Raw genomic sequence first — 21,111 nt, forward strand, 5'->3', positions numbered from 1 at the left:
CTGCGGCATTCTTACCCATTTTCATGAATTCAACCGACTCCTCCCCTGCCAAACCCGTTTCCGACGTCATCATCATCGGCGCGGGCATCATGAGCGCCACACTCGGCGTGCTGCTTAAGGCCCTCGACCCCAGCCTCACCATCAGCGGCTACGAGCGGCTGGACGCGGTGGCTGCCGAGAGTTCCGATGCCTGGAACAACGCCGGCACCGGCCACTCGGCCTTCTGCGAGCTCAACTACACACCCGAGCGGCCCGATGGCTCGATTGACATTTCCAAAGCCGATAAAATTGCCGAGCAATTCGAGCTCAGCAAGCAGTTCTGGGCCTCGCTGGTGCAAGAAGGCCAGCTGCCCGACCCTACGGCCTTCATCCACAGCATCCCGCACATGAGCTTTGTATGGGGCGAGGCCAATGTGGAATACCTGTGCAAGCGCCACGCCGCGCTGTTGCATTCGCCGCTGTTTCAGGGCATGGAATTCAGCACTGACCCCAAGCAGATTGCCGAATGGATTCCGCTGGTGATGGAAGGGCGCGACCCCGCCCAGCCGGTGGCCGCCACGCGCATGGCAGTGGGCACCGACGTGAATTTCGGGGCGCTCACCCGCGCCCTGTCCGACCACCTGAAGGGCCTGCCGGGTGTGGATTTGCACCTGGGCCACGAAGTGGAGAGTTTCAAACACAAGAACGACGGCATCTGGCGGCTGAAAGTGCGCAACTTGGCCACGGGCGAAAAGGTGGTGGCGCGGGGCCGATTCGTGTTCATCGGGGCAGGCGGGGGCTCGCTGCCGCTCCTCGAAAAGTCGGGCATCCCCGAGGCCAACGGCTTCGGCGGCTTCCCCGTGAGCGGGCAGTGGCTGAAGTGCCAGAACCCCGAAGTGATTGCCCGGCACGAAGCCAAAGTGTACGGCAAGCCGGCCGTGGGCTCGCCCCCCATGTCGATGCCCCACCTCGATACGCGCCAGATAAACGGCCGCAAAGAACTGCTGTTCGGGCCCTACGCGGGTTTCAGCACCAAGTTTTTGAAGAAAGGCTCGTATACCGATTTGTTTAAATCCATCGAGTTGGGCAACATCCGGCCGCTGCTCTACGCCGGGGCGCGCAACCTGGGCCTGACCAAATACCTCATCGGCCAGGTGCTGCAAACGCCCCAAGAGCGCACCGCTGCCCTGCGCGAGTATTACCCCGAAGCCAACCCCGCCGACTGGCAGCTCGAAGTGGCTGGACAGCGCGTGCAGGTCATCAAAAAAGACAAGAAAGAAGGAGGAGTGCTGGAATTCGGCACCGAGATGGTGACCGCCGCCGACGGCTCCATTGCCGCGCTGCTGGGCGCTTCGCCGGGGGCCAGCACGGCCGTAGCCATCATGCTGGAGCTGGTGCAGAAGTGTTTCCCCGAGCGCGCCGCCTCGCCCGAGTGGCAGGCCCGGTTTCGGCAGCTGGTGCCGTCATTCGGTCAGAAGCTGGCGGATAATCCGGCGCTGGCAGCGGCAGTGCGCGAGCACAGCCGCGCGGTGCTGCAGCTGGAGGCGTGAGGATGAGAACTTAGGAAAGCCTTAGCGAACGAAAAAGCACGTCATGCTGAGCGCAGCCGAAGCATCTCTACCGCGTAACTAACCCAATCGAAAGGGATTACTACTGCGGTAGAGATGCTTCGGCTGCGCTCAGCATGACGTGCTTTTTGCGGGCTGTTGCCGCCTGACTACCGGTTATTCATCACCCGAAACTGCTCGTCCAGCTCGGCCCGCGAGGCCAGACGGGACTTCTCGGAGCTGCCATAGCCCACTTCCTGCTCGCCAGCGCCAAGGCGGGCCATCACCGAATCGGCAAACTCGTCCACGTTCACGCCGAAGGTGTGCAGGCCCGGCCCGCCGAGGTCGGTATCCACGGCCGGGGGCACGATTTCGAGCACCGAAATGCCCGTGGGTACCAGTTGGTGGCGCAGCGAGAGCGTGAATGAATGCAGCGCGGCCTTGGTAGCACTGTAAATTGGCACGAACGCGGCCGGCGCGAACGACAGGCCCGAAGTGACGTTGATAATGGCCGCGCCCGGCTGCTGACGCAAGTGCGGCACCAATAGCGTGGCCAGGTGGATGGGCGCCTCCACGTTGATAACCAACTCTTCGCGGCGCTGCTCCCAATCGGTGGCGGCATCGTCGGCCAGCTGGATGCGGTTCTGGATGCCGGCGTTGTTCACCAGCACGTTGAGGGCGGGGTATTCGGTGGTGGCCCAGCGCACCAGTTCCAAGCGCTCGGCCACGTCGGCGATGTTGGCTTGGCGCGTAATTAGGCCGGGGTAGCGCTGTTGGGCTTCGGCCAGCTTATCGGCCCGCCGGCCCACGATGATGACGGTACTGCCAGCCCGCAAAAAACGGACGGCCAGCGCCAGGCCGATGCCCGAAGCGCCGCCGGTGAGCAGGATGGTGTTGGTGGCTAAATTCATGAAGCGAAATAGAAGGTTTGAGAAGCAAGCCGCTAACAAGCCAGCTGCCCGCTTGGTTAGCAAGGCAGCCTAGCGGGGCCTTATCTTGCGGGCTTATTGCCGGGCTTATCAAGCCGGCCTCTCCCCTTTTGGAATATGATTAAACTGGAACCCTTCACCTCCGACGATTTCACCCAACTCATGGAATGGGTCGACGACGAGCGGCTGATGAAAGAGTGGAGCGGCTCGATGTTTTCCTTCCCCCTCACCGAGGCCGGCCTGAGCTGGTACGTTGAAGGCTCCAACGACGTGAACGACCCCAGCGTCTTCATTTACAAGGCAGTGGATTCCAAAACCGGCGTTACCGTCGGGCATATTTCGCTGGGCGGCATCAGCGAGCGCGACCGGGCCGGGCGCATCACGCGCGTGCTGGTGGGCAACAGCACCGAGCGCCGCCGGGGCATCTGCCAGGGCATGGTGAAGGCGCTGTTGCGCATCGGGTTCGAGGACCTGAAATTGCACCGCATCAGCCTGGGCGTCTACGATTTCAACCACGCGGCCATCAACTGCTACCTCAAGTGCGGCTTCCAGCAGGAAGGCGTGATGCGCGACGTGGTGCGCCACGGCGAGGGCTACTGGACGCTCATCGAAATGGGCATTCTGGAAGATGAGTGGCGGGCACTGCACCCGGCGCATCCGGTGGCCTAATCCAGAAACTGTGCCCCCGTCAGCACCTCGCTCAGCGCCCAGAGTCGCGCAGCATTTTCGGGCGTATTGAAGGAATGCTTCACGGGCTCGGCCTTTTTCTCATCGAAATAGCCGCCGCTGATGGCCGCCACCTCAGGCGCGGAGGCCAGGAAAACACTGGTTTCGGCTCCCTTCGCCACTGAAATCATGAAGGGGCGGCCCAGTTGCGTGAGAAAGCCCATCAGGCCGCCGGACTCGTTCCCGAAACCGCTGGCCACCACGCCGGGGTGTAGCACGTTGGTGGTTACGTTGGCGATGCCGTGGGTGCGCAGGCGGCGGGCCAGCTCCTGCGTGAACATGATGTTGTAGAGCTTGGTGTTGGCGTACACGCGCAAGCCGCCGTAGCCCCGCGCCGACTGAAAATCCGCCAAATCCGGCCGGGCAATGCGGTATACTTTGGAGGCCACGTTGACCACGCGGGCGGCGGGGCTGGCTTTTAGTTTATCAAAAAGCAGGGCCGTAAGCAGGAACGGGCCGAGGTGATTGGTGGCTAGGCCCAACTCGTTGCCATCGGGCGAGAGCTGGCGCTCGGACCCGAAAATGAGCCCGGCGTTGTTCACCAGCACGTCGAGGCGCGGGTAGCGGGCATTGAATTCGGCGGCGGCGCGGCGCACCTGGCCCAGGTCGGCGAGGTCGGCCAGGAGCACGTCCACGTGGTCGTGGCCAGCGGCGGCTTTGATTTCCTGCTGAGTATCGGCTGCTTTTTCGGCGCTGCGGGCCAGGATGATGACGTGGGCACCCATTTTGGCCAGCTCGGTGGCCGTGACTTTGCCGATGCCGGAAGTGGCTCCGGTGACGAGAATTATCTGGTTTTGAAGGTCGGGCATGGGGAGTGACGTGGGTTGTTTTCTGGGTAAACGTAACTGCGGGCCAAATGCTTGGTTTGTCTATTGCCGTAAGGAAAAAGAACGTCATGCTGAACGCAGCCGAAGTATCTCTACTACTCGAGTAATCCAATCGTTGCAACGAAGCAGTAGAGATGCTTCGGCTGCGCTCAGCATGACGTTCTTTTGTGTTGTGCACGACAGTGCCTTCTACTCAGCCCACCCAACCCTTCCCTCCTGCCCATGAAAGCCCTGCTGCTCATTGATATCCAAAACGATTTCCTGCCCGGTGGCCGGCTGGCCGTGCCCGAGGGCGACGCCATTATTCCGCTGGTGAATGAGTTACAGCCGCATTTCGACCTGGTGGTGGCGACCCAGGACTGGCACCCGGCCGGCCACGAGAGCTTCGCCAGCAGCCACGTCGGCCGCAGCCAGTTTGAGCAGATTGACCTGCACGGCCTGCCCCAGGTGCTCTGGCCCGACCACTGCACCCAGGCCAGCGACGGGGCCGAACTGGCTCCCACCCTGCGCACCGAGCGCATCGAGGCCATCTTCCGCAAGGGCATGAACCCGGAAATCGACAGCTACAGCGCGTTTTTCGACAACGGCCACCGCAAAAGCACCGGCCTGGCCGACTATCTGCGCGGCCGGGGCGTGAGTGAAGTTTTCGTGGCCGGCTTGGCCGCCGACTACTGCGTGTACTACTCCGCCCTCGATTCGCTGGAAGCTGGCTTCGCGACCACCGTCATCACCGATGCCACCCGCGCCATTTCGACCGAGGGCTGGGCAGCCGCGCAGGCCGATTTGCACCAGCGCGGCGCGCAGCTGCGGAGCAGTGCGGAGGTGCTTTGAGTAGTTCGGCAATAGCAAACGCATGCCCCGGTCCGACCGCCCTAGGCGGTCCGACCAGTTGTTGTCAGGGCGGTATCAGTGGTGCTTCAACCGGTCAGACCGCCTAGGGCGGTCGGACCGGGCTACTAACCCAACAAAAAAGGCCCGGCAATGCGCCGAGCCTTTTTTGCAAGTGATTGGGTGGCTCAGATGTTGAGCTTCACCAGCTTCATGCCGAGCTGGTTTTTCTTCTTGAAATAGTCGGCAATCATCACGTAGCCGGGCTTGGCCGGGTACAGATAGGAGTACGTGGGGCCGCTCGGCATTTCGATTTTATCGACCGCATACTTGCCGTTGTCGCCGAAGGCAATGTTGCCGATGTATGTCTGCGCTTTCTCACCTTTCTCCTTGTCGAAGTTGACGTACACGACGTTGAACTGCGTGTTATCGTCGTTTTTCTGCATGAACTGGTAGTCAAAGTCGCCCTGCGACTTCATGATTTGTCCGAGCAGGCCAGCGCCCATGAACCCGGTGCCGGCCGGCAGCTCCGCATTCGTGACAGTCTTGGGATAGAATTTTACGCTGGTCAGCGTGGCCTGCGGGTCGATTTCAAAGACCAACATATTGGCTACCTTGCCTTTGGACACGCTGGCACTGCCACCGCCCCCGTTAAGAATGCTTGCCGCAATGCCGAGGCCATCGCCCACGATTTTGAATTGTTCGGCCACGATGTACATCCGGCCATTGGCCCCTTTCACCACGGCGTGGTTGTAGTTCACATAGTTGTCTTCCAGGCTGGCTTTGGCTTCGGCGGGCATCAGAGCGGCTATTTCGTTGTGCCAGCCGTAGTTTTTGGTGCTCACCTGCTTGCCGTTTTCGCCGAAGCGCTTCACGTAAAGGCCCTGGCTTTTGTTCACGAACGGCTTGTCATCCAGCTTGTAGTATTCGCCCACGGCCACAAACTCGCGCTTGTCGGCATCGAAGGTGAACGAGCTGAGCGAAAGTTGCTCCGTGGCGCTGGTTTCCACCGGCAAATCGAGCAGCTTCTTGCCCGTTTTGGCATCCAGCGCCACCATGTAGGACGTGGTTTTGCGGGACAGCAGGCCGTCGCGCCGCACCATAATTCCCAGCAGGTATTTGTCGGCGGCTTCCGTAATGCTCAACGACTCATACTGTTTCGCGTTTTCATCGGACGTGATGCGCCAGTGCATACCCAGCTTGTTGTCGTAGATGGCCAGGGTGTAGCCCTTGGCCATGCCGCCGGTGTACCCGTTGCGCACAAAGCCCAGGCCGGGCACCGGAAACAGGTTCAATCCCAGCATCATGCCGCCGGCCGTGGGGTCCACGGCCCGTTGCTGGGCGTCCAGCACGCGCAGGTCGCCCTTGGTCAGCTCGCCGATGGCCTTGGAGCCCAGCTTTTTCAGGCTGGTGTCGTAGGTTTCCATTTCCAGCGTTTTGTCCTTGCTGTTGAAGAAGTAAAACGCGAAAGCCGAGCCGTTGAAGGTGTTTTTCAGCAGCGTGTAGCGGCCGGCGGGTTTCTGAATGGTGATGGTCGAAATCTTGGCCAGGTTCTGGTCGTAGAGGTCGAGCAGGTAGTTGTCGTTTTTGCGGTCGGCTTTGTCGCCGCGGGCAAACATCACGTAGCCCTTTACCTCATTGCCATCATAGATGGGCGAAAGGGCCGAGCGGTGCATATTTTGGATGCCGTTGAGCGTATTGGTCTGGGCAAAAGCCGCCGGCGCAGCCAGCAGCAGCAGGGCGACCAGCGCCGTGCGGGGGGTAAATTTCATCGTGGAAAGTGGGGTAAGAGTGGACAATAAGGATTGGGAGTGAGTTAAGGAAATGTGTATCAGCGGTGCTTGCCTGTGGCTTTGGGCAGCGGGGCCGGAAACAGCAGCTTGGCAAACCGCCCGGCGGCGTACTGCTGCTGAAACTGGGTTTTGAGGGCCGCCGTGGCGGGCGCGGCCGCATCGGCGGCCAGGGCGCTGGCGGCGTATCGGGCGGCCAGGGCATACTCGTCGGCGGCGTCTTCGGGGCCGGTGGCTTGGGCGAAGCAAGCGCTCAGGCCCTTGAAATCGTCGTAGCGCAGGTCGTGCAGCGTGCTGACTAAGGCGTTAAAAGTGGCCGGATTGTGCGCCGATAGGTTGGACACGACCGCGAAGTAGGTGTGGTCCTGCAAGTGTTGGCGCAGCTCAAACAGGCTCAGCTGCACCACGGCGTGCAGGTAGCCGTTTTGGGGCTGCTGGGGCAGCAGCTGCAAGGCCTCGAAAAGCGCATGGTCGTAGCAGTCGTAATCAAACCAGCTCTGGATAACTTCCAGCCGGCTGGCGGCGCGGATGCGGGCAAAATCGGGCAGGCTGGCCGGCTGCGGCCCCTCGGCTATCTGCCCCTTGGTCAGGGCCTGCACATAGCGCATCCGCTTGGCGCAGTCGGGGTGCGATTTCAGCGTATCGGTGGTTTCGAGAGCCGTCACCTCCTTCTGCACCGTGAAGATGGACGCGGGCTTAGCCAGCGCGGTGCCAAACTTTTTGGGGAAATCAGCGCAGCTGAAATACGTGGGCAGGGCCACGGGCGCGGGGTTTTCGGGCTCGTCGATGGTATCGAGCAGCTGCAATACGCGGTAGGCCTGCGGGGCCTCGTAGGAAGTGCGGGCCAGCAGCGCGTAGCCCAGCGAGTCGGCTTGCGTCTCGAACCGGCGGTGGTGGTAGTTGGCGTTGAGCGAAAAGCCCAGCGCCAGCGCCTTCACCTGCGAGCTGATGTTGTACTCGGCGTTGACGATGCGCCGGAACTCGCGCTTCAATTCCTTGCTGTGCAGGGCCATCAGGCGCTCCTGCATGCCGTTTTCCATGTGCCGGCAGGCTACGTGGGCCAGCTCGTGGCAGAGGATGAAGGCAAGCTGGCTTTCGTTTTCGAGGCGGGGCAGCAGGCCGATGTTGAGCATCACCGTGCCGTTGCCCACGGCGTGGGCGTTGGGCTCGGGGTTGCGGGTGAGCACCAGCCGGGCCGTGGCCGGCAGCTGGGGGTTGGCTTTCAGAATCTGCGCAAAAACGCGCTGCACAAAGGGCTCCACCACGGGGTCGAGCAGGGCCGAATAGCGGATGGAATTGAACACGTCGTCGGACGTTTCCTGCACCACTTTGCGGTAATGGTCGCGGAACTCGCCGTTGCCGGTTTTGGGCAGCACGAAATGCGCTTTCACGGCATTGCGCTGCGCCACGGCCAGCTGGTAGAGCCGGGTGGTATCGGGCGAATAGTACGGGCGGTAAGCCGCGTCCTGCGCAGCAGCCCGGTATGGGCCTAGCACGGTGAGGAACAGCAGGCAAAGAAGCCGGAGCGCAGTGGAAATGCGCGGGTTCGGGGTAGAGCGCAACATCGGAATATAATTGCCTCAAAGCTACCCGAACCGCTCAGACAATTCCTATTTTCTGAAATATTTTTTATTCACTTTGCACTATTCTTTTTTGAAGTCCTCCCATTCAGAAAGCATAAAACAAACAGCGGCTCCCTGTTGAGGAGCCGCTGTTGTCAAACATAGCCAGAACTGTTTCGGGGTCAGTGAAATGTAGGGGCGGGGCTTGCCCCCGCCCGGGCAACTGCGCCGCCTCAACATTTTCGTTCAACGTCCGGGCGGGGACAAGCCCCGCCCCTACATCGTTCAGGCGATACACCACCTCCGAAGCCGCGCTACAGCTTCAGCAGCTTCACGGTAGTCGTGCCGCTGGCCGTGCTGGCCCGCAGCAGGTAGACGCCCGCTGCGCCGGGCAGCGTCACGCTGAGGCGGCTGGCGGCGCTGGCAGCCACGGTTTGCCGCCACACCACGGCACCGAGTGCGTTGCTCACTTGCAGCGTGACCGGCTGGTTTTGGGCACCCTGAATTTCGATTTCGGCCCGGCCGCCGGGTACGGGGTTGCCAAAAACCTGCACTTGCAGGCCGGTAGCCGAGGCGGAACGGGTGGCCGTGATGGTGGGGCACTGCGTGGGTACGTCGGTCGACCAGTCGCTGGTGGCCATGTTGGTGAGGGTGCCGGGGTGGGCGTGGCCAGAGGCATCGGCGGCCGTGAGGGCGGGCGAGTCGTTGCACTTCCAGTAGGCGGCCAGGGCGGTGCTGGTGGCGGAAACACCGCAGGTGTTGGCGGCGATTTCGGCGGCGGTGAGGGCACGGGTCCAGGCGCGCACTTCGTCGAGGCGGCCGTCGAGGCCGCGCGAGGCGGCGTAGTTGCGGGCCAGCGTGAAGGGCGCGTTGGCGGTCAGGCTGCCGGTGGCGGCCAGGGAGTTATCGAGCACGCCGTTGACGTAGAGCTTCATTGTGGTACCGTCGTAGGTGCCCGCCAGGTGGGTCCACTGCCCGGCCGTGAGGCGCGTCACTGAAGCCAGCTTGCGGGTGCTGCCGCCAACCTGGGCCACAAACTGCACCTGGCTGGCATCAATGCCGGCATCGCCGAGGCGCAGCATCAGCGTATTCACGCCGCCATCTTCAATGCCCATCAGACTGGAAATGTAGGGAGAGGTGGTTTTAAACGCGTTGGGTTTCACCCAGCATTCGAGGCTGAAGGCCGCGCCGCTCATATTGATGATGCCGGCGTCGACGTACTTGCTCAGGCCATCGAAGCTGAGGGACGTGTTGGTGCCCGTGGGCGGGGCCGCGAGCACGGTGATGTAGGCCGGGCGGGTGAGCACGTTCTGGCCGGCCGCGCTGCTGGCCGTGAGCGTCACGGCGTAGGTGCCGGCCGTGGCGTAGGTGGCGGTGGCGTGCACCGCGGTGCTGCTGGTCTGCGTAGCGCCGGGCAGCGCCCAGGCGTAGCTGGTAGCGTTGGTGGACGAGTTGGCGAAGGTGACGGGCTGGCCGGTGAGCACGGTGGTGGCGGTGGCCGCGAAGTTGGCCACCGGAGCCACGGCGGCGGCCGTGCCGTTGTACAGTTTCAGCTTGCCCAGGTTGAAGCGGTAGGCCGTGAGGGCCGTAGCCGAGGTAGCCTGCACGCCGATGATGGCCAGCTCGCGGTTGGCATAGGCGGCCAGCGAAACGGTGGTGCTGGCCCACAGCGTATCGGCCAGGGCGGGCACGTTCACGTACTCGGGCGTGGTCAGGTTGTCGCTGAAATACAGGGCCAGGCGGGTGCTGCTGGCCCCGGCAGCCAGGCCTTTGTAGGTGAGGTCGAGGTTGGTGGTGGCGGTGATGGGCAGCTTGGTTTGGTAGAGCTTGACGGTGGTGCTGGCCCCGGCGGCCAGGCTGCCGGCCAGTTTCACGCTGGTGCCGCCGTACCAGGCGCGGCTGAAATCGAAGCCCGTGCTGATGGTAGTAGCGCCGGTTTTGGCCCACTGCCACGAGGGCAGGATGGCCTGCTTGGCCATATCGGTCCAGCCCTTCACGGCCACCGCGCCGTTGTTGGCGAAAATCTTGCCCTGGCCCACGCAGAAGTTGGTTTCAAAGGGCAAGCTGGTGATGGCGCAGCGCACCGGCTGGTAGTAGCCGAAGCCCTGCCAGCCGCTGGCATCGGCGGTGGTGATGTCGAGGTCATCGCCGGCGAAAAGGCGCACTTCGGTTTTGTAGAAGTTGGCGTAGTCGGCCGGGTTGCTGTTGAAGTTGTTCAGGCCGCCGTTGAAGGTGAGGTTGGGGGCGAACACGGCCAGCGAGGTGCGCGGGGTGGCGGGGCTGTTGCCGGTGTAGTAATTGCCCAGCCAGGTGGTGCTGCTGAACAACTGCTGGGGGTTGCGGCCCGGCCAGATATCGGCCCCGCTATACACATCAAACGGGCTGCGGCCGATGCTGGCGGCCGTGGTCACGGCGGTGTTGATGGCCGTGGTGCCCGACCAGAAATAGTTGGTGAACATCGCGTCGCTCACGCGGTCGGGGCCACTTTGCAGCAGCGGGGCGTTGCTGGTGTTCATCGTGTTCTGATACGACACCACGCCGCTGGGCAGCATCGAATCGTACCAGTGAATCTCCATGCCGGCGGGCCGGAGGGCTTGCAGCTGCTTGAGCAGGTTAATCAATTCGGTGGACTGGGCCGTGGTCAGGCGCGATTCCTCGTTGAAAAACCAGCCGTCGAAGCCGTAATAATTGGCCACGTCCACCAGCTTTTGCGCGCCGATGTAGTTGCCGGCCGCATCCTTCTGGGTGAGGGCGATGAAGCCCGGCCCATCGGTGAAAACGGTGCCGATAATCTTCACGCCGTTGCGGTGCGCGGCCTCCACCCACGGCCGGCACGGGATGCCGATGGGGCTGGCAAACCACGTCAGCACGTCGATATATTGCCAGTGCGTGAAGTTGTAGAGATTGAACTGGGGCTGCTCGTTGAGGTAGCCCACGAAGTTGTTCATGCCATCGGGGCACCAGTTCACTTTGGAACTGAAGCTCTGGGCGGGGTTGAGCTGGGGGGCCAGGGAGTTTTGGCGGGTGGCCAGGGGCACGGTGCTCACGTTGGCCGGCACGGCGGTGGGGCCGGTGGCGGTCCAGGTCATCAGCTGGGCTGGGGTGAGAGTGGTGTACTGGGCGGCCGGCTCAATCTGGGCCTGCGCGGCCAGGGTAGCCGCCAGCAGCACCAGCAGCAGGCAAAATCGGGAGTAGCAGTGTTTCATGGGGTGGTGATGGGGGTGGATGAGGAAAACCGGGGCCAGACAACCCCACGGCAAGGTAAAGCTCAACCACTCACGCCCCTACCCTGTCTCAGGATAAATTATTTCCCGACAGCCTTGCCATCAATCCACAAAAAAGCCCGTCGGAAGTAATCCGGCGGGCATTTCGGGTTTCAGCAGGGTCTAAGCTCTACCCTTAGCTACAGCCGCTTGCTCAGCAGCATCCCCGAATAGGCATACCCGTTGGCATTCATCCCCTGCAACGGCATCAAAGACACGCCATTGCGGCCGGCCACTTTGTGCAGCTGCGGCACCACCACGCCCATGGTCGCGCCCACGGCGTAGCCCACGAGGTTATCGGTGAGGAAATGCTTGCCCGCTTCGATGCGAAAATAGGCCACGGCGGCCGGCACCACAGCCGCCGCGCCCCACACGAAGGGCTCACCGGCATAGCCGGGGTTGAAATCGTGCATGACTTTGGCGGCGAAGAACGTGGCCGTGGCCGTGTGCCCGGTGTGCCCGGCAAAGAAGGAATTGGTGGCGATTTTGCCCGAGCGTCCGCCGTCGCCTTCGGGGCCGTAGAGGTAGGGCCGGTAGCGGTAGATGTTGCCCACCGAAGTGGTGAACAGGGCATCGGTGGCCAGCATGGTTTCGACGTAGAGGCCCAGCACCTGGCCGTAGTGGCTGCGCACGTCATCGTTGAGGGCTAGTAGCGCCGGCGCGATGGCCAGCGTAGGGTAGCAGATTAAGTCGCTGGCGGTCTGGGCGCTTTCGCTGTACCAGCCGGCCGAAAAGCGGTCGATTTTCGGCACATCGTTTTTATTGAGGGCGGCCAGTTGGGCATCGCTCAGGCCGCTTTTTTGCTGCACGCGGTACAGGCCGAAGGCACTCACCGCCCCCAGGCCCAGGATGACGGGGCCATCGACGGCGAAGCGGGTGTGGTAGGGCGAGCCGGCCCGGCTTTGGGCCGATGCCGTGGGGGCCGCAGCCGTCAGCAACGTGCCGGCCAGGGCGAGAGAGGCAAAAAACTTCATCTGAAAAAATCTGGTGATGAAGCCCGAAACGGAGAATCAGCGCGCAGGGTTAATGATGGCTGAGCTTTCTTTTTCGTTCGTTTCCAGTGCCCGGCCCCCTTTGACGTCACCAGCGTTTACAAATAAGACAGCCACCAGTGCGAGTGCCGCTGCTTGTAGCCCTGGTACCAGCGGCACGGCCAGTACAGCAGCAGTACCACCACCGCCCACACCACATACGCCCGCAGCAGACTGGGCTGGTAGCCCGCAGGCCAGTCCTTGGGCTGGGCAAAGGAGAAGTTGAAGGGCTTGCCGAATTGCAGCCACGTCCAGACCAGCGCGCCGCCGCTGATGAGGCAGAAATGCATCAGGTAATAACCCATGGGCACTTTGCCGTAGGTGCTCAGCCAGCGGGCCAGGCGGCCGGGCACGTCCTCAGTTACCGAGAGCAGCAGCAACGCCGTGCCCAGCGTGAGGCTCAGGAACAGAAGCGACGGCGGGTACTTCGTGATGTTGACGAAGGACAAGGCGGTATAGAAGGCCCCGCGTGGCTGGACGGCCCAGGGCTGCGGGTCGCCGTACAGGTTGCTGAACCGCAGCGCCACGAAGAATAGCAGCGCGCCCGCCCCAGCCAGCCGCAATCGCTGCTTGCGCGCCGGCAGCGGCAGCTGAAACCACGGGCCGATGCAGTAGCCCGCCGCCAGCACCGCCACCCAAGGCAGGATGGTGTAAGCCGCCAGCACGGGCAGCTTGGGCGTGAGCTGGTACAGAAATGGGCTGTCGTAAATGAGGGCCGGCAGCAGCGTGGCGGCCGTCACGGGCTGAATATTGGGCAGCGCGTTATGCCCCAAAATCACGGCCAGCGCCAGCGTGGCCGTCAGCCAGCGCGGCAGCCAGATGAAGCCGGCCAGCGCCACCATGCCCCAGCCTATCGACCAGATTACCTGAAGCAGAATCAGATTAAATGCGCCCCATTGCAGCAGGAAATTAACAATCACGATTTCCATGAAAATCAGCCACAGGCCCCGCGTGAGCAAAAACCGGCTCACCCGCCCCCGGTCGGCCTGCTTTTGCTGATAAAGGAACACGCTGGTGCCAGCCAGAAACACGAAGGTGGGCGCGCAGAAATGCGTAATCCAGCGCGTGAAAAACAGCGCCGTCGAGGCGTGGGCCACATCTTCGGGCCGTACGGCGGTGGGCGTCCAGAACTCGCGGATGTGGTCGAGGGCCATGATGACCATGGCCAGGCCGCGCACCACGTCGATGGCCTGCACGCGGGGCGTGGCGGCGCGGCCGGCAATTGGCTGGGGTGGATGGGTAGTAGTCAGCGGCATAGGCGGGTATTTTGGAGAAAGACGCAGCCAAGTTAGGAGATTTCCCGAAGCTTGCTAATAAAGGGCCAGCAACGGGCGGGCGGGTTTCCACGTTGCCCATGTTACGCTTCTCTCGTGCCCGTTTTCATGCGCTTTCGCCTTCTGTTTTTCCTGTTGCTGCTGGCCCCGGCCGCGCCGGCCGCCGCCTATTCGGTGCTCACCCACCAGGCCATTATCGACACGACCTGGGCCGACTGCATTGCCCCGCTGCTGCAACACCACTACCCCGGCGGCACGCCCCACGAGATGAACGAGGCCAAAAGCTACGCCTACGGTGGGGCCATTTTGCAGGACATGGGCTACTACCCGCTGGGCTCCACGTTCTTCACCAACCTTACGCACTACGTGCGCTCCGGCGACTTCGTGCGCAACCTGCTGCGCCAGGCCCGCAACCGCAACGAGTACGCCTTCGCGCTGGGCGCGCTGGCCCACTACGCCGCCGACAACACCGGCCACCCCGAAGGCACCAACCAGATTATCGCCACCGTTTACCCCGATTTGAAGGCGAAATTCGGCCCCATCATCACCTACGAGCAGGCCACCGTGCGGCATACCGAGCTGGAGTTTTCCTTCGATGTGGTGCAGGTGGCGGCCGGCCGTTACCGCAGCCAGACCTACCACAAGGCCATCGGCTTCCGGGTGAGCAAGCCGGTGATGGAGCGCGCCTTCCGGCAAACCTACGGGCTGGAAATGAAGCAGATTTTTTTCAACGTGAATGCCAGCGTGGCCATGTTCCGCTTCGCGGTGAACCAGCTGCTGCCGGCGGCGGCGCGGGCCGCCTGGCACCACAAGCACGACGAAATTCGGGAGCTGAGCCCGCGCGCCCGGCGCGGCGACTCGCTCTACCACAACAACCGCCGCCAGTACCGCCGCGAGTTTGGCCACGACTACGAGCGACCGGGCTTCGGCGCGCGCCTGATGGCGGGTGTGCTGAGCGTGCTGCCCAAAGTCGGCCCGCTGAAACCATATGCCTTCACCCTGACCGACGTGCCGGGAGCCCTGCAGTTTCACCGCAGCTACCGCGCTTCGCTGGCCCGGTTTTGCACCCTCACCAACGAGCAGCCCACCGACACCACCCGCACCCTAGCCCTGCCCGATACCAACCTCGACACCGGCCAGCCCACCCGCCCCACCGCCTACGCCCTGGCCGACCAGACCTACGGCCAGTTGCTGCGCAAGCTGCGTAAACGTAAGTTCGAGCACCTCACCCCCGCCCTGCGCCAGACCCTGCTCAGCTACTTCGCCAACGGCGTGCCCACCGCCGCCCAGGAAAAGGAGCACGACGACAACAGAAAAGAGAAAAAAGCCCAGAAGAAACTCCAGCAAACGCAGGCTGCCCTGGCTGCTTTGCAGGCGCGGCCCGCGTCCTAACCCAAGCCCCCTTTTCACCCATGGATATTCGGCCCCGCGACGACGCTCCACGCTGGCAGCGGGTCGCTTATCGCGTTATTTTTGAGTCGGATACCCGCGCCGGGCGGGCGTTTGACATCGTGCTGCTGGTGGCCGTGGTGCTCAGCGTGCTGGCCGTGATGCTGGAAAGCGTGCACGATATCGCGGTCCGGTACGGCCCCTTTTTGCGGGCCGTGGAGTGGGCGTTTACCGGGCTGTTTCTCATCGAATACGTGGTGCGGCTGCTGGTGGTGCGCCGGCCGCTGGCCTACGCGCTGAGCCTGCTCGGTATCATTGATTTTCTGGCCATTGTGCCCGCGCTGGCGGCGCTGGTGCTGGCGGGTAGTCACTACCTACTGGCCATTCGCACGCTGCGGCTGCTGCGGGTTTTCCGGATTTTCAAGCTGGGGCGCTTCGTGGGCGAGGGCGAGTTCATCGTGCAGGCGCTGAAGGCCAGCCGCTATAAAATCATGGTATTTCTCACGGCGGTGCTCACGCTGGTTGTCGTGGTGGGCACGCTGATGTACGTGGTGGAAGGCGGCCAGAACGGCTTCACCAGCATTCCGAAAAGCATTTATTGGGCCGTGGTGACGGTGACGACAGTGGGCTATGGCGACATTTCGCCCGTCACGGTGCTGGGCCAGACGCTGGCCTCGGTGCTCATGGTAATGGGCTACGCCATCATTGCCGTGCCCACGGGCATCGTGACAGCCCAGATGGCCATGCCGGCAAACTCAGCTAAGCCAGCCGCGCCCGTTGCGCCGGCCGCGCCCGCGTTCAAGCAGGCCGTTTGCCCCGCCTGCCAGGCCGACGGCCACCGGCCCGATGCGGCCTTCTGCTGGCACTGCGGGCAGCCGGTGTAGCATCGGCCAGGGCACCACAAACGCCGACGGCTAACCTTTCCGAGGCGGGCGCGGTACACCCTGCTCACCCGAAGGCGGCCCGGGCCGCCCGCGCAACTGGTAATTATGAACGAACCGCTGGCGCATCTCGTCTCGCATTTTCCCGATATTTTCACGGGTCTGGCCGTGCTGCTGGGCGGGCTGGCCGCCGGGCTGGTGGTCCGGTTCGTCATCTTCGCCGGGCTGCGGGCCTATGACCGGCGCGAGGATTCGGTCCTGGCCCGCTCCCTGGCGCGGCACTTGCGCATGGCCAGCGCGTGGTTTCTGCCGGTGCTGGCCATTTCGCTGCTGCTGCCGCTGGTGCCGCTGCCGCCCCGGCCGTTTGAGGTGCTGCGCCGCTTCATCGAGTTCACGCTGATTCTCACCTTCGCCTGGGGCCTGATTAAGACGCTGGATGTGTTTCAGGACCTGGTGCAGCTCCGCTACCAACTCGGCTCGCCCGATAATTTGCGCGTGCGCAAGCTCTTCACGCAGCTCCAGTTTCTGAAGAAGCTGGCGGCTTCGCTGGTAGCATTCGTGGCGGTGGGTTTAGTTTTGATGAGCTTTGAAACGGTGCGGCGGCTAGGGACGGGCCTGCTCACATCGGCCGGCATTGCCAGCGTGATTGTGGGCTTTGCGGCGCAGCGCTCCATCAGCAACTTGCTGGCGGGGTTTCAGATAGCCTTCACCCAGCCCATTCGCATTGATGATGTGCTGGTGGTGGAGGGCGAGTGGGGCCGCGTCGAGGAAATCACGTTTACCTACGTGGTGCTCAGCATCTGGGACGAGCGCCGGCTGGTGCTGCCGCTCAACTACTTTATTGAAAAGCCTTTCCAGAACTGGACGCGCACCAGCGCCCGCCTCACCGGCACCGTCTTCCTCCAAACCGACTACACCGTTCCCGTGGACGCCCTGCGCGCCGAACTACGCCGCCTGCTGGAAGCCACCCCACTCTGGGACGAGCGGGTGTGCGTGCTGCAAGTGACGGACTCCAAGGAGCGCACTCTGGAGCTGCGGGCGCTGGTGAGCGCGGCCAATGCGAGTGCGCTGTGGGACCTGCGCTGCGCCGTGCGCGAGGGGCTGGTGGCGTTTTTGCAGCGGAATTTTCCGGGGAGTTTGCCGCGCATGCGGGCCGAGGTGGACGGGCCGCCGGTGGTTGGCGCAACTGTTTAGCAGGCTGTAGCGCGGACTCTGCGAGTCCGCGTCTCCGCGCCGTTCAGATATCCGTATAGGACGCGGACTCGCAGAGTCCACGCTACGTTGCTATTGTGGTTTGGAGGCGGAAAAGGGCGCGTCAGCAGCGGCGGTGCCGCGGGTGGTGGCGGGCGCGGGCACCATATCAAAGTCCAGCGTAGCGCCTTGCTGCAAGGCAGCGTGGCTGAGCCAGTTGTGGCCGTAGGGCTGGCCATTGAATTTCAGCTGGCTGATGTAGCGGTTGGCGGCGCTGTTGGCGGGGGCGTTCAGCACCACGTCGTGGCCGTTTTCGAGGTGCAGGGTGGCTTTGGGGAAAAGGGGCGCGCCGAGCACGTATTGGTCCGAAGCGGGGCACACGGGGTAGAAGCCCAGGGCCGAAAACACGTACCAAGCCGAGGTTTGGCCGTTGTCTTCGTCGCCGCAGTAGCCGTCGGGCGTGGGGCGGTAGAGGCGGTTCATGGTTTCGCGGGCCCAATACTGGGTTTTCCAGGGCTGGGCGGCGTAGTTGTAGAGGTAGATGATGTGCTGGGCCGGCTGGTTGCCGTGGGCATATTGGCCCATATTGGCAATCTGCATTTCCCGGATTTCGTGGATTACCTCGCCGTAATACGCCTCATCGAAGATGGGCGGCAGGGTGAAAACCGAGTCCAGCGTGGCCAGGAAGGGCCGGGGGCCGCCCATCAGGTTCATTAGGCCCTGCACGTCGTGAAACACCGACCAGGTGTAGTGCCAGCTGTTGCCCTCGGTGAAGGCATCGCCCCACTTGAAGGGATTGAACGGCGTTTGGAAGGTGCCGTTCTGGTTACGGCCGCGCATCAGGCCACTCTGCTTGTCGAAGAGCTTGCGGTAGTTCTGGCTGCGCTGGGTGTAGAGGGCAATTTCCTTTTTGGGCCGTTTCAGGGCCGTGGCCAGCTGGGCAATGGCAAAATCGTCGTAGGCGTATTCGAGGGTGCGGGCGGCGCTTTCGTTGATTTTCACATCGTAGGGCACGTAGCCGAGCTTGTTGTAGTAGCTCACACCGGCGCGGCCCACGGCTTCAAGCGGGCCGGCATTGTTGGCCCCATGCGTCAGGGCCTGGTAGAGGGTGTTGATGTCATAGCCGCGCCCGCCTTTCAGGTAAGCCTCGGCCACTACGGAGGCGGAGTTGTTGCCCACCATGATGTTGCGGTAGCCGGGGCTGCCCCACTCCGGCAGCCAGCCGCCCTCGCGGTAGGCATTGGCCAGCCCGGCCTGGATTTCGGCATTTACCGACGGATACATCAGGTTCAGCAGCGGAAACAAGGCCCGGAAAGTGTCCCAAAACCCGGTATCGGTGTAGAGGAAACCGGGCTGCACCTGGCCATTATACGGGCTGTAGTGCACGGCCTGGCCGGCCGCGTCCAGCTCGTAGAACTTGCGCGGAAACAGGAGCGAACGATACAGGCAGGAATAAAATGTGCGCTGCTGCTCATCGGTGCCGCCTTGTATTTCGACCCGGCCCAGGGCTTTGTTCCAAGCGTCGCGGCCTTTTTGCTTCACGCTTTCGAAGTCGTCGGTCCCGATTTCCAGCAGGTTGCGCTCAGCCTGCTCCGCGCTGATGAACGAGGACGCCACGCGGGCCTGCACCTGCTCGCCCCGGCCGGTGCGGAAGCTGACCACCGCGCCCGCGTGGGCGGCGGTGAGCTCGGTGCCGGTACTGGTCAGGGTGTTATCGTTGACTAAGTGAGTGGCCGTGAATGGGCGGTCGAACTCAACGATGAAGTAGTTTTTGAAGTTGGCGGGCACGCCGCCCCGGTTTTTGGTGGTGTAGCCGATGATGCGGTTCTGGGCTGGCAGCATCTTCACGAAGGAGCCTTTGTCGAGGGCATCGAGCAGCACGTAGGCGCTGTCGGTTTTGGGGAAGGTGAAACGGAACCGGACGGCGCGCTCGGTGGGGGCCAGCTCGGTGGTGATGTTGTAATCGGCCAGGTACACGCTGTAGTAGTAGGGCCGGGCGGTTTCGGATTTGTGCGAAAACCAGCTGGCCCGCTCGTCCTCCCCCACCCTGATTTTGCCGGTGCCGGGCATGAGCACGAACTGCCCGTAGTCGTTCATCCAGGGCGAGGGCTGGTGCGTCTGCTTGAAGCCCCGGATTTTATCGGCCCCGTACTGGTAGGCCCAGCCGTTGCCCATTTTGCCGGTTTGGGGCATCCAGCAGTTCATGCCCCAGGGCCGCGAAATGGCGGGATATGTGTTGCCGTTCGAGAGGTCGGGCTTGGAATCGGTGCCCATGAGCGGGTTCACCAAATCGGCGGGCGCGAGGGTTTGGGCCGAGGATTGGGCGGAGCCGAGCAGCGCGAGCAGGAGAACCAGAAGTAGCCGAAGGGACATTGGCGGGCGGGAAAACGGTTTGATGCGCAAAGTAGCGCGGACTTTGTAGTCCGCGAGTTAGACTGTTCGACTCGCGGACTACAAAATCCGCGCTACTTCGCATCCGCCTTGTGCAGCAGGCGCACCACCAGGCCGGTCCAGCCGGTTTGGTGGCTGGCGCCGAGGCCGTGTCCGTCGTCGCCGTGGAAGTATTCGTGGAAGAGCAGGTTGTCCTGAAAGTGCGGGTCGGTCTGGTGGATTTCAGTATCGCCCATCGCCGGGCGGCGGCCGTTTTCATCCTTCAGGAAGAGGCGGGCGAGGCGGCCCGACAGCGCATCGGCCACCTGCGCCAGCGTGTGCAGCTGGCCCGAGCCGGTGGGATATTCTATCGTAAAGGCGTCGCCGTAGTAGGTGTGGTAGCGCTGGAGCGACTCGATAATCAGGTAATTGACCGGGAACCAGACCGGGCCGCGCCAGTTGGAATTGCCGCCGAACATGTCCGATTCCGCTTCGCCCGCCACGTAGGACACCGAGAAGCTGTCCTCGTCGGTGTGGTAGTGATAAGGGTTATCGAGATGGTAGCGGGAGAGCGAGCGGATGCCGAATTCGGAGAGGAATTCGGTCTCATCAAGCATGCGGGTGAGGACGCTGCGCAGGCGCTTGCGGCGCATGAGGCCCATGAGGTGGCGGGTTGCCTGGCCGGGCTCTTCCCAACGGCTCACCAGCTCGGCCAGGCGCGGGCGGCGCTTGATGAGGGCCAGGGCGCGGGCGTGGAATTCGGGCACGGTGGCGAGTAATTCATCGTCAATGACTTCGACCGCGAAGAGCGGGATGAGGCCGACCATGGAGCGGATGCGCAGACGGGTGCGCGAGTCGTCGGGGGCGTGGAGGACGTCGTAGTAGAACTTATCCTCCTCGTCCCAAAGGTTGAAATGGCCGCCTCCCCCGCGCGTCATGGCCTCGGCGATGTAGAGGAAATGCTCGAAGAACTTGGTAGCCATTTCCTGGTAGACGGGCGTGGTGCGGGCCAGCTCCAGGGCAATGCGCATGAGGTTGAGGGCGAACATGGCCATCCAGCTGGTGCCGTCAGATTGCTCGATTTTGCCGCCGGTAGGCAGCGGGGATGAGCGGTCGAACACGCCGATGTTGTCCATGCCCAGGAAGCCGCCTTCGAAGATGTTGCGCTCGTCGCGGTCCTTGCGGTTTACCCACCAGGTGAAGGTCATGACCAGCTTCTGGAACACGGCTTCGAGGAAGGCGGTGTCGCCCTGGCCCTCGTGCAGCTTGCGGTCCATCTGGTACACGCGCCAGGTGGCCCAGGCGTGCACGGGCGCGTTCACGTCCTCGAATTTCCACTCGTAGGCGGGCATCTGGCCGTTGGGGTGCAGGTAGCCGTCCTGGCAGAGCAGGCGGAGCTGCTGCTTAGCAAAATCGGCATCGACCATGGCCAGCGGCAGGCAGTGGAAGGCCAGGTCCCAGGCGGCGTACCAAGGGTACTCCCACTTGTCGGGCATCGAAACGATGTCGGCATTGTGCAGGTGC

15 protein-coding genes are annotated in these 21,111 nt (G+C 62.9%); 6 read left to right on the forward strand and 9 right to left on the reverse strand.

What is annotated here, in order from left to right; genetic code table 11:
• Positions 1–17: 17 nt before the first annotated feature.
• On the forward strand, positions 18–1,529 hold the full coding sequence (gene mqo, locus AAFH49_RS14445) for a malate dehydrogenase (quinone) (RefSeq protein WP_342299248.1): 1,512 nt from the start codon (positions 18–20) through the stop codon (positions 1,527–1,529).
• A 167-nt stretch (positions 1,530–1,696) separates the two neighbouring features.
• Here mqo and AAFH49_RS14450 read toward each other — a convergent pair whose 3' ends face one another.
• Positions 1,697–2,437 (reverse strand): SDR family oxidoreductase, encoded by a 741-nt coding sequence (locus tag AAFH49_RS14450; protein ID WP_342299221.1) that lies wholly within the window; start codon positions 2,435–2,437, stop codon positions 1,697–1,699.
• Positions 2,438–2,572: 135 nt separating this feature from the next.
• Between AAFH49_RS14450 and AAFH49_RS14455 the strand changes: the two genes are divergently transcribed.
• Positions 2,573–3,124: a GNAT family N-acetyltransferase gene (locus AAFH49_RS14455; protein WP_342299222.1), complete on the forward strand. Its 552-nt coding sequence runs from the start codon at positions 2,573–2,575 to the stop codon at positions 3,122–3,124.
• On the opposite strand, the gene AAFH49_RS14460 is transcribed toward AAFH49_RS14455, so the two are convergent.
• Positions 3,121–3,990 (reverse strand): SDR family oxidoreductase, encoded by an 870-nt coding sequence (locus tag AAFH49_RS14460; protein WP_342299224.1) that lies wholly within the window; start codon positions 3,988–3,990, stop codon positions 3,121–3,123. The two genes, AAFH49_RS14455 and AAFH49_RS14460, sit on opposite strands and share 4 nt — an antisense overlap.
• Before the next feature lie 240 nt (positions 3,991–4,230).
• Between AAFH49_RS14460 and pncA the strand changes: the two genes are divergently transcribed.
• On the forward strand, positions 4,231–4,839 hold the full coding sequence (pncA, locus tag AAFH49_RS14465; protein ID WP_342299226.1) for a bifunctional nicotinamidase/pyrazinamidase: 609 nt from the start codon (positions 4,231–4,233) through the stop codon (positions 4,837–4,839).
• 185 nt (positions 4,840–5,024) lie between these two features.
• On the opposite strand, the gene AAFH49_RS14470 is transcribed toward pncA, so the two are convergent.
• The 5 genes from AAFH49_RS14470 to AAFH49_RS14490 form a co-directional block, all read right to left on the reverse strand.
• A complete protein-coding gene (locus tag AAFH49_RS14470; protein WP_342299228.1) occupies positions 5,025–6,608 on the reverse strand; it encodes a DUF6770 family protein in 1,584 nt (527 codons plus the stop codon).
• A 59-nt stretch (positions 6,609–6,667) separates the two neighbouring features.
• Positions 6,668–8,191, reverse strand: a complete 1,524-nt coding sequence (locus tag AAFH49_RS14475) for a M48 family metallopeptidase (RefSeq protein ID WP_342299230.1) — start codon at positions 8,189–8,191, stop codon at positions 6,668–6,670.
• Positions 8,192–8,502: 311 nt separating this feature from the next.
• The gene (locus AAFH49_RS14480; protein ID WP_342299232.1) at positions 8,503–11,394 is read right to left on the reverse strand and encodes an endo-beta-N-acetylglucosaminidase; all 2,892 of its coding nucleotides are present in this window, start codon (positions 11,392–11,394) and stop codon (positions 8,503–8,505) included.
• 197 nt (positions 11,395–11,591) lie between these two features.
• Positions 11,592–12,425: a phosphatase PAP2 family protein gene (locus tag AAFH49_RS14485; protein WP_342299234.1), complete on the reverse strand. Its 834-nt coding sequence runs from the start codon at positions 12,423–12,425 to the stop codon at positions 11,592–11,594.
• Positions 12,426–12,541: 116 nt separating this feature from the next.
• Positions 12,542–13,738 (reverse strand): acetyltransferase domain-containing protein, encoded by a 1,197-nt coding sequence (locus tag AAFH49_RS14490; protein ID WP_342299236.1) that lies wholly within the window; start codon positions 13,736–13,738, stop codon positions 12,542–12,544.
• A 126-nt stretch (positions 13,739–13,864) separates the two neighbouring features.
• Here AAFH49_RS14490 and AAFH49_RS14495 point away from each other — a divergent pair, with 126 nt between their 5' ends.
• The 3 genes from AAFH49_RS14495 to AAFH49_RS14505 all read left to right on the forward strand — a co-directional run bounded on the left by AAFH49_RS14495 (position 13,865) and on the right by AAFH49_RS14505 (position 17,220).
• Positions 13,865–15,148, forward strand: a complete 1,284-nt coding sequence (locus tag AAFH49_RS14495; protein ID WP_342299238.1) for a zinc dependent phospholipase C family protein — start codon at positions 13,865–13,867, stop codon at positions 15,146–15,148.
• 20 nt (positions 15,149–15,168) lie between these two features.
• Entirely contained in the window at positions 15,169–16,029 is an 861-nt protein-coding gene (locus AAFH49_RS14500) for an ion transporter (RefSeq protein WP_342299240.1), read from the forward strand.
• A gap of 105 nt (positions 16,030–16,134) precedes the next feature.
• Entirely contained in the window at positions 16,135–17,220 is a 1,086-nt protein-coding gene (locus AAFH49_RS14505) for a mechanosensitive ion channel family protein (protein ID WP_342299242.1), read from the forward strand.
• Between the two features lie 90 nt (positions 17,221–17,310).
• Here AAFH49_RS14505 and AAFH49_RS14510 read toward each other — a convergent pair whose 3' ends face one another.
• Both AAFH49_RS14510 and AAFH49_RS14515 read right to left on the reverse strand, forming a co-directional pair.
• Positions 17,311–19,590 carry a GH92 family glycosyl hydrolase gene (locus AAFH49_RS14510; RefSeq protein ID WP_342299244.1) on the reverse strand — a complete coding sequence of 760 codons (2,280 nt, stop codon included), beginning with the start codon at positions 19,588–19,590 and terminating at the stop codon, positions 17,311–17,313.
• Positions 19,591–19,682: 92 nt separating this feature from the next.
• Positions 19,683–21,111 (reverse strand): MGH1-like glycoside hydrolase domain-containing protein (locus tag AAFH49_RS14515; protein ID WP_425293333.1); only part of this gene is annotated, 1,429 nt, incomplete at its 5' end.

The organism is Hymenobacter segetis, assembly GCF_038448715.1.
GTDB classification, from domain to species: Bacteria; Bacteroidota; Bacteroidia; order Cytophagales; family Hymenobacteraceae; genus Hymenobacter; species Hymenobacter segetis.

Coding starts and splice junctions, on each gene's coding strand:
- AAFH49_RS14450 (WP_342299221.1), bottom strand. CDS start 2,437: ATGAATTTAGCCACCAACACCATCCTGCTCACCGGCGGCGCTTCGGGC.
- AAFH49_RS14455 (WP_342299222.1), top strand. CDS start 2,573: ATGATTAAACTGGAACCCTTCACCTCCGACGATTTCACCCAACTCATG.
- AAFH49_RS14460 (WP_342299224.1), bottom strand. CDS start 3,990: ATGCCCGACCTTCAAAACCAGATAATTCTCGTCACCGGAGCCACTTCC.
- pncA (WP_342299226.1), top strand. CDS start 4,231: ATGAAAGCCCTGCTGCTCATTGATATCCAAAACGATTTCCTGCCCGGT.
- AAFH49_RS14470 (WP_342299228.1), bottom strand. CDS start 6,608: ATGAAATTTACCCCCCGCACGGCGCTGGTCGCCCTGCTGCTGCTGGCT.
- AAFH49_RS14475 (WP_342299230.1), bottom strand. CDS start 8,191: ATGTTGCGCTCTACCCCGAACCCGCGCATTTCCACTGCGCTCCGGCTT.
- AAFH49_RS14480 (WP_342299232.1), bottom strand. CDS start 11,394: ATGAAACACTGCTACTCCCGATTTTGCCTGCTGCTGGTGCTGCTGGCG.
- AAFH49_RS14485 (WP_342299234.1), bottom strand. CDS start 12,425: ATGAAGTTTTTTGCCTCTCTCGCCCTGGCCGGCACGTTGCTGACGGCT.
- AAFH49_RS14490 (WP_342299236.1), bottom strand. CDS start 13,738: ATGCCGCTGACTACTACCCATCCACCCCAGCCAATTGCCGGCCGCGCC.
- AAFH49_RS14495 (WP_342299238.1), top strand. CDS start 13,865: ATGCGCTTTCGCCTTCTGTTTTTCCTGTTGCTGCTGGCCCCGGCCGCG.
- AAFH49_RS14500 (WP_342299240.1), top strand. CDS start 15,169: ATGGATATTCGGCCCCGCGACGACGCTCCACGCTGGCAGCGGGTCGCT.
- AAFH49_RS14505 (WP_342299242.1), top strand. CDS start 16,135: ATGAACGAACCGCTGGCGCATCTCGTCTCGCATTTTCCCGATATTTTC.
- AAFH49_RS14510 (WP_342299244.1), bottom strand. CDS start 19,590: ATGTCCCTTCGGCTACTTCTGGTTCTCCTGCTCGCGCTGCTCGGCTCC.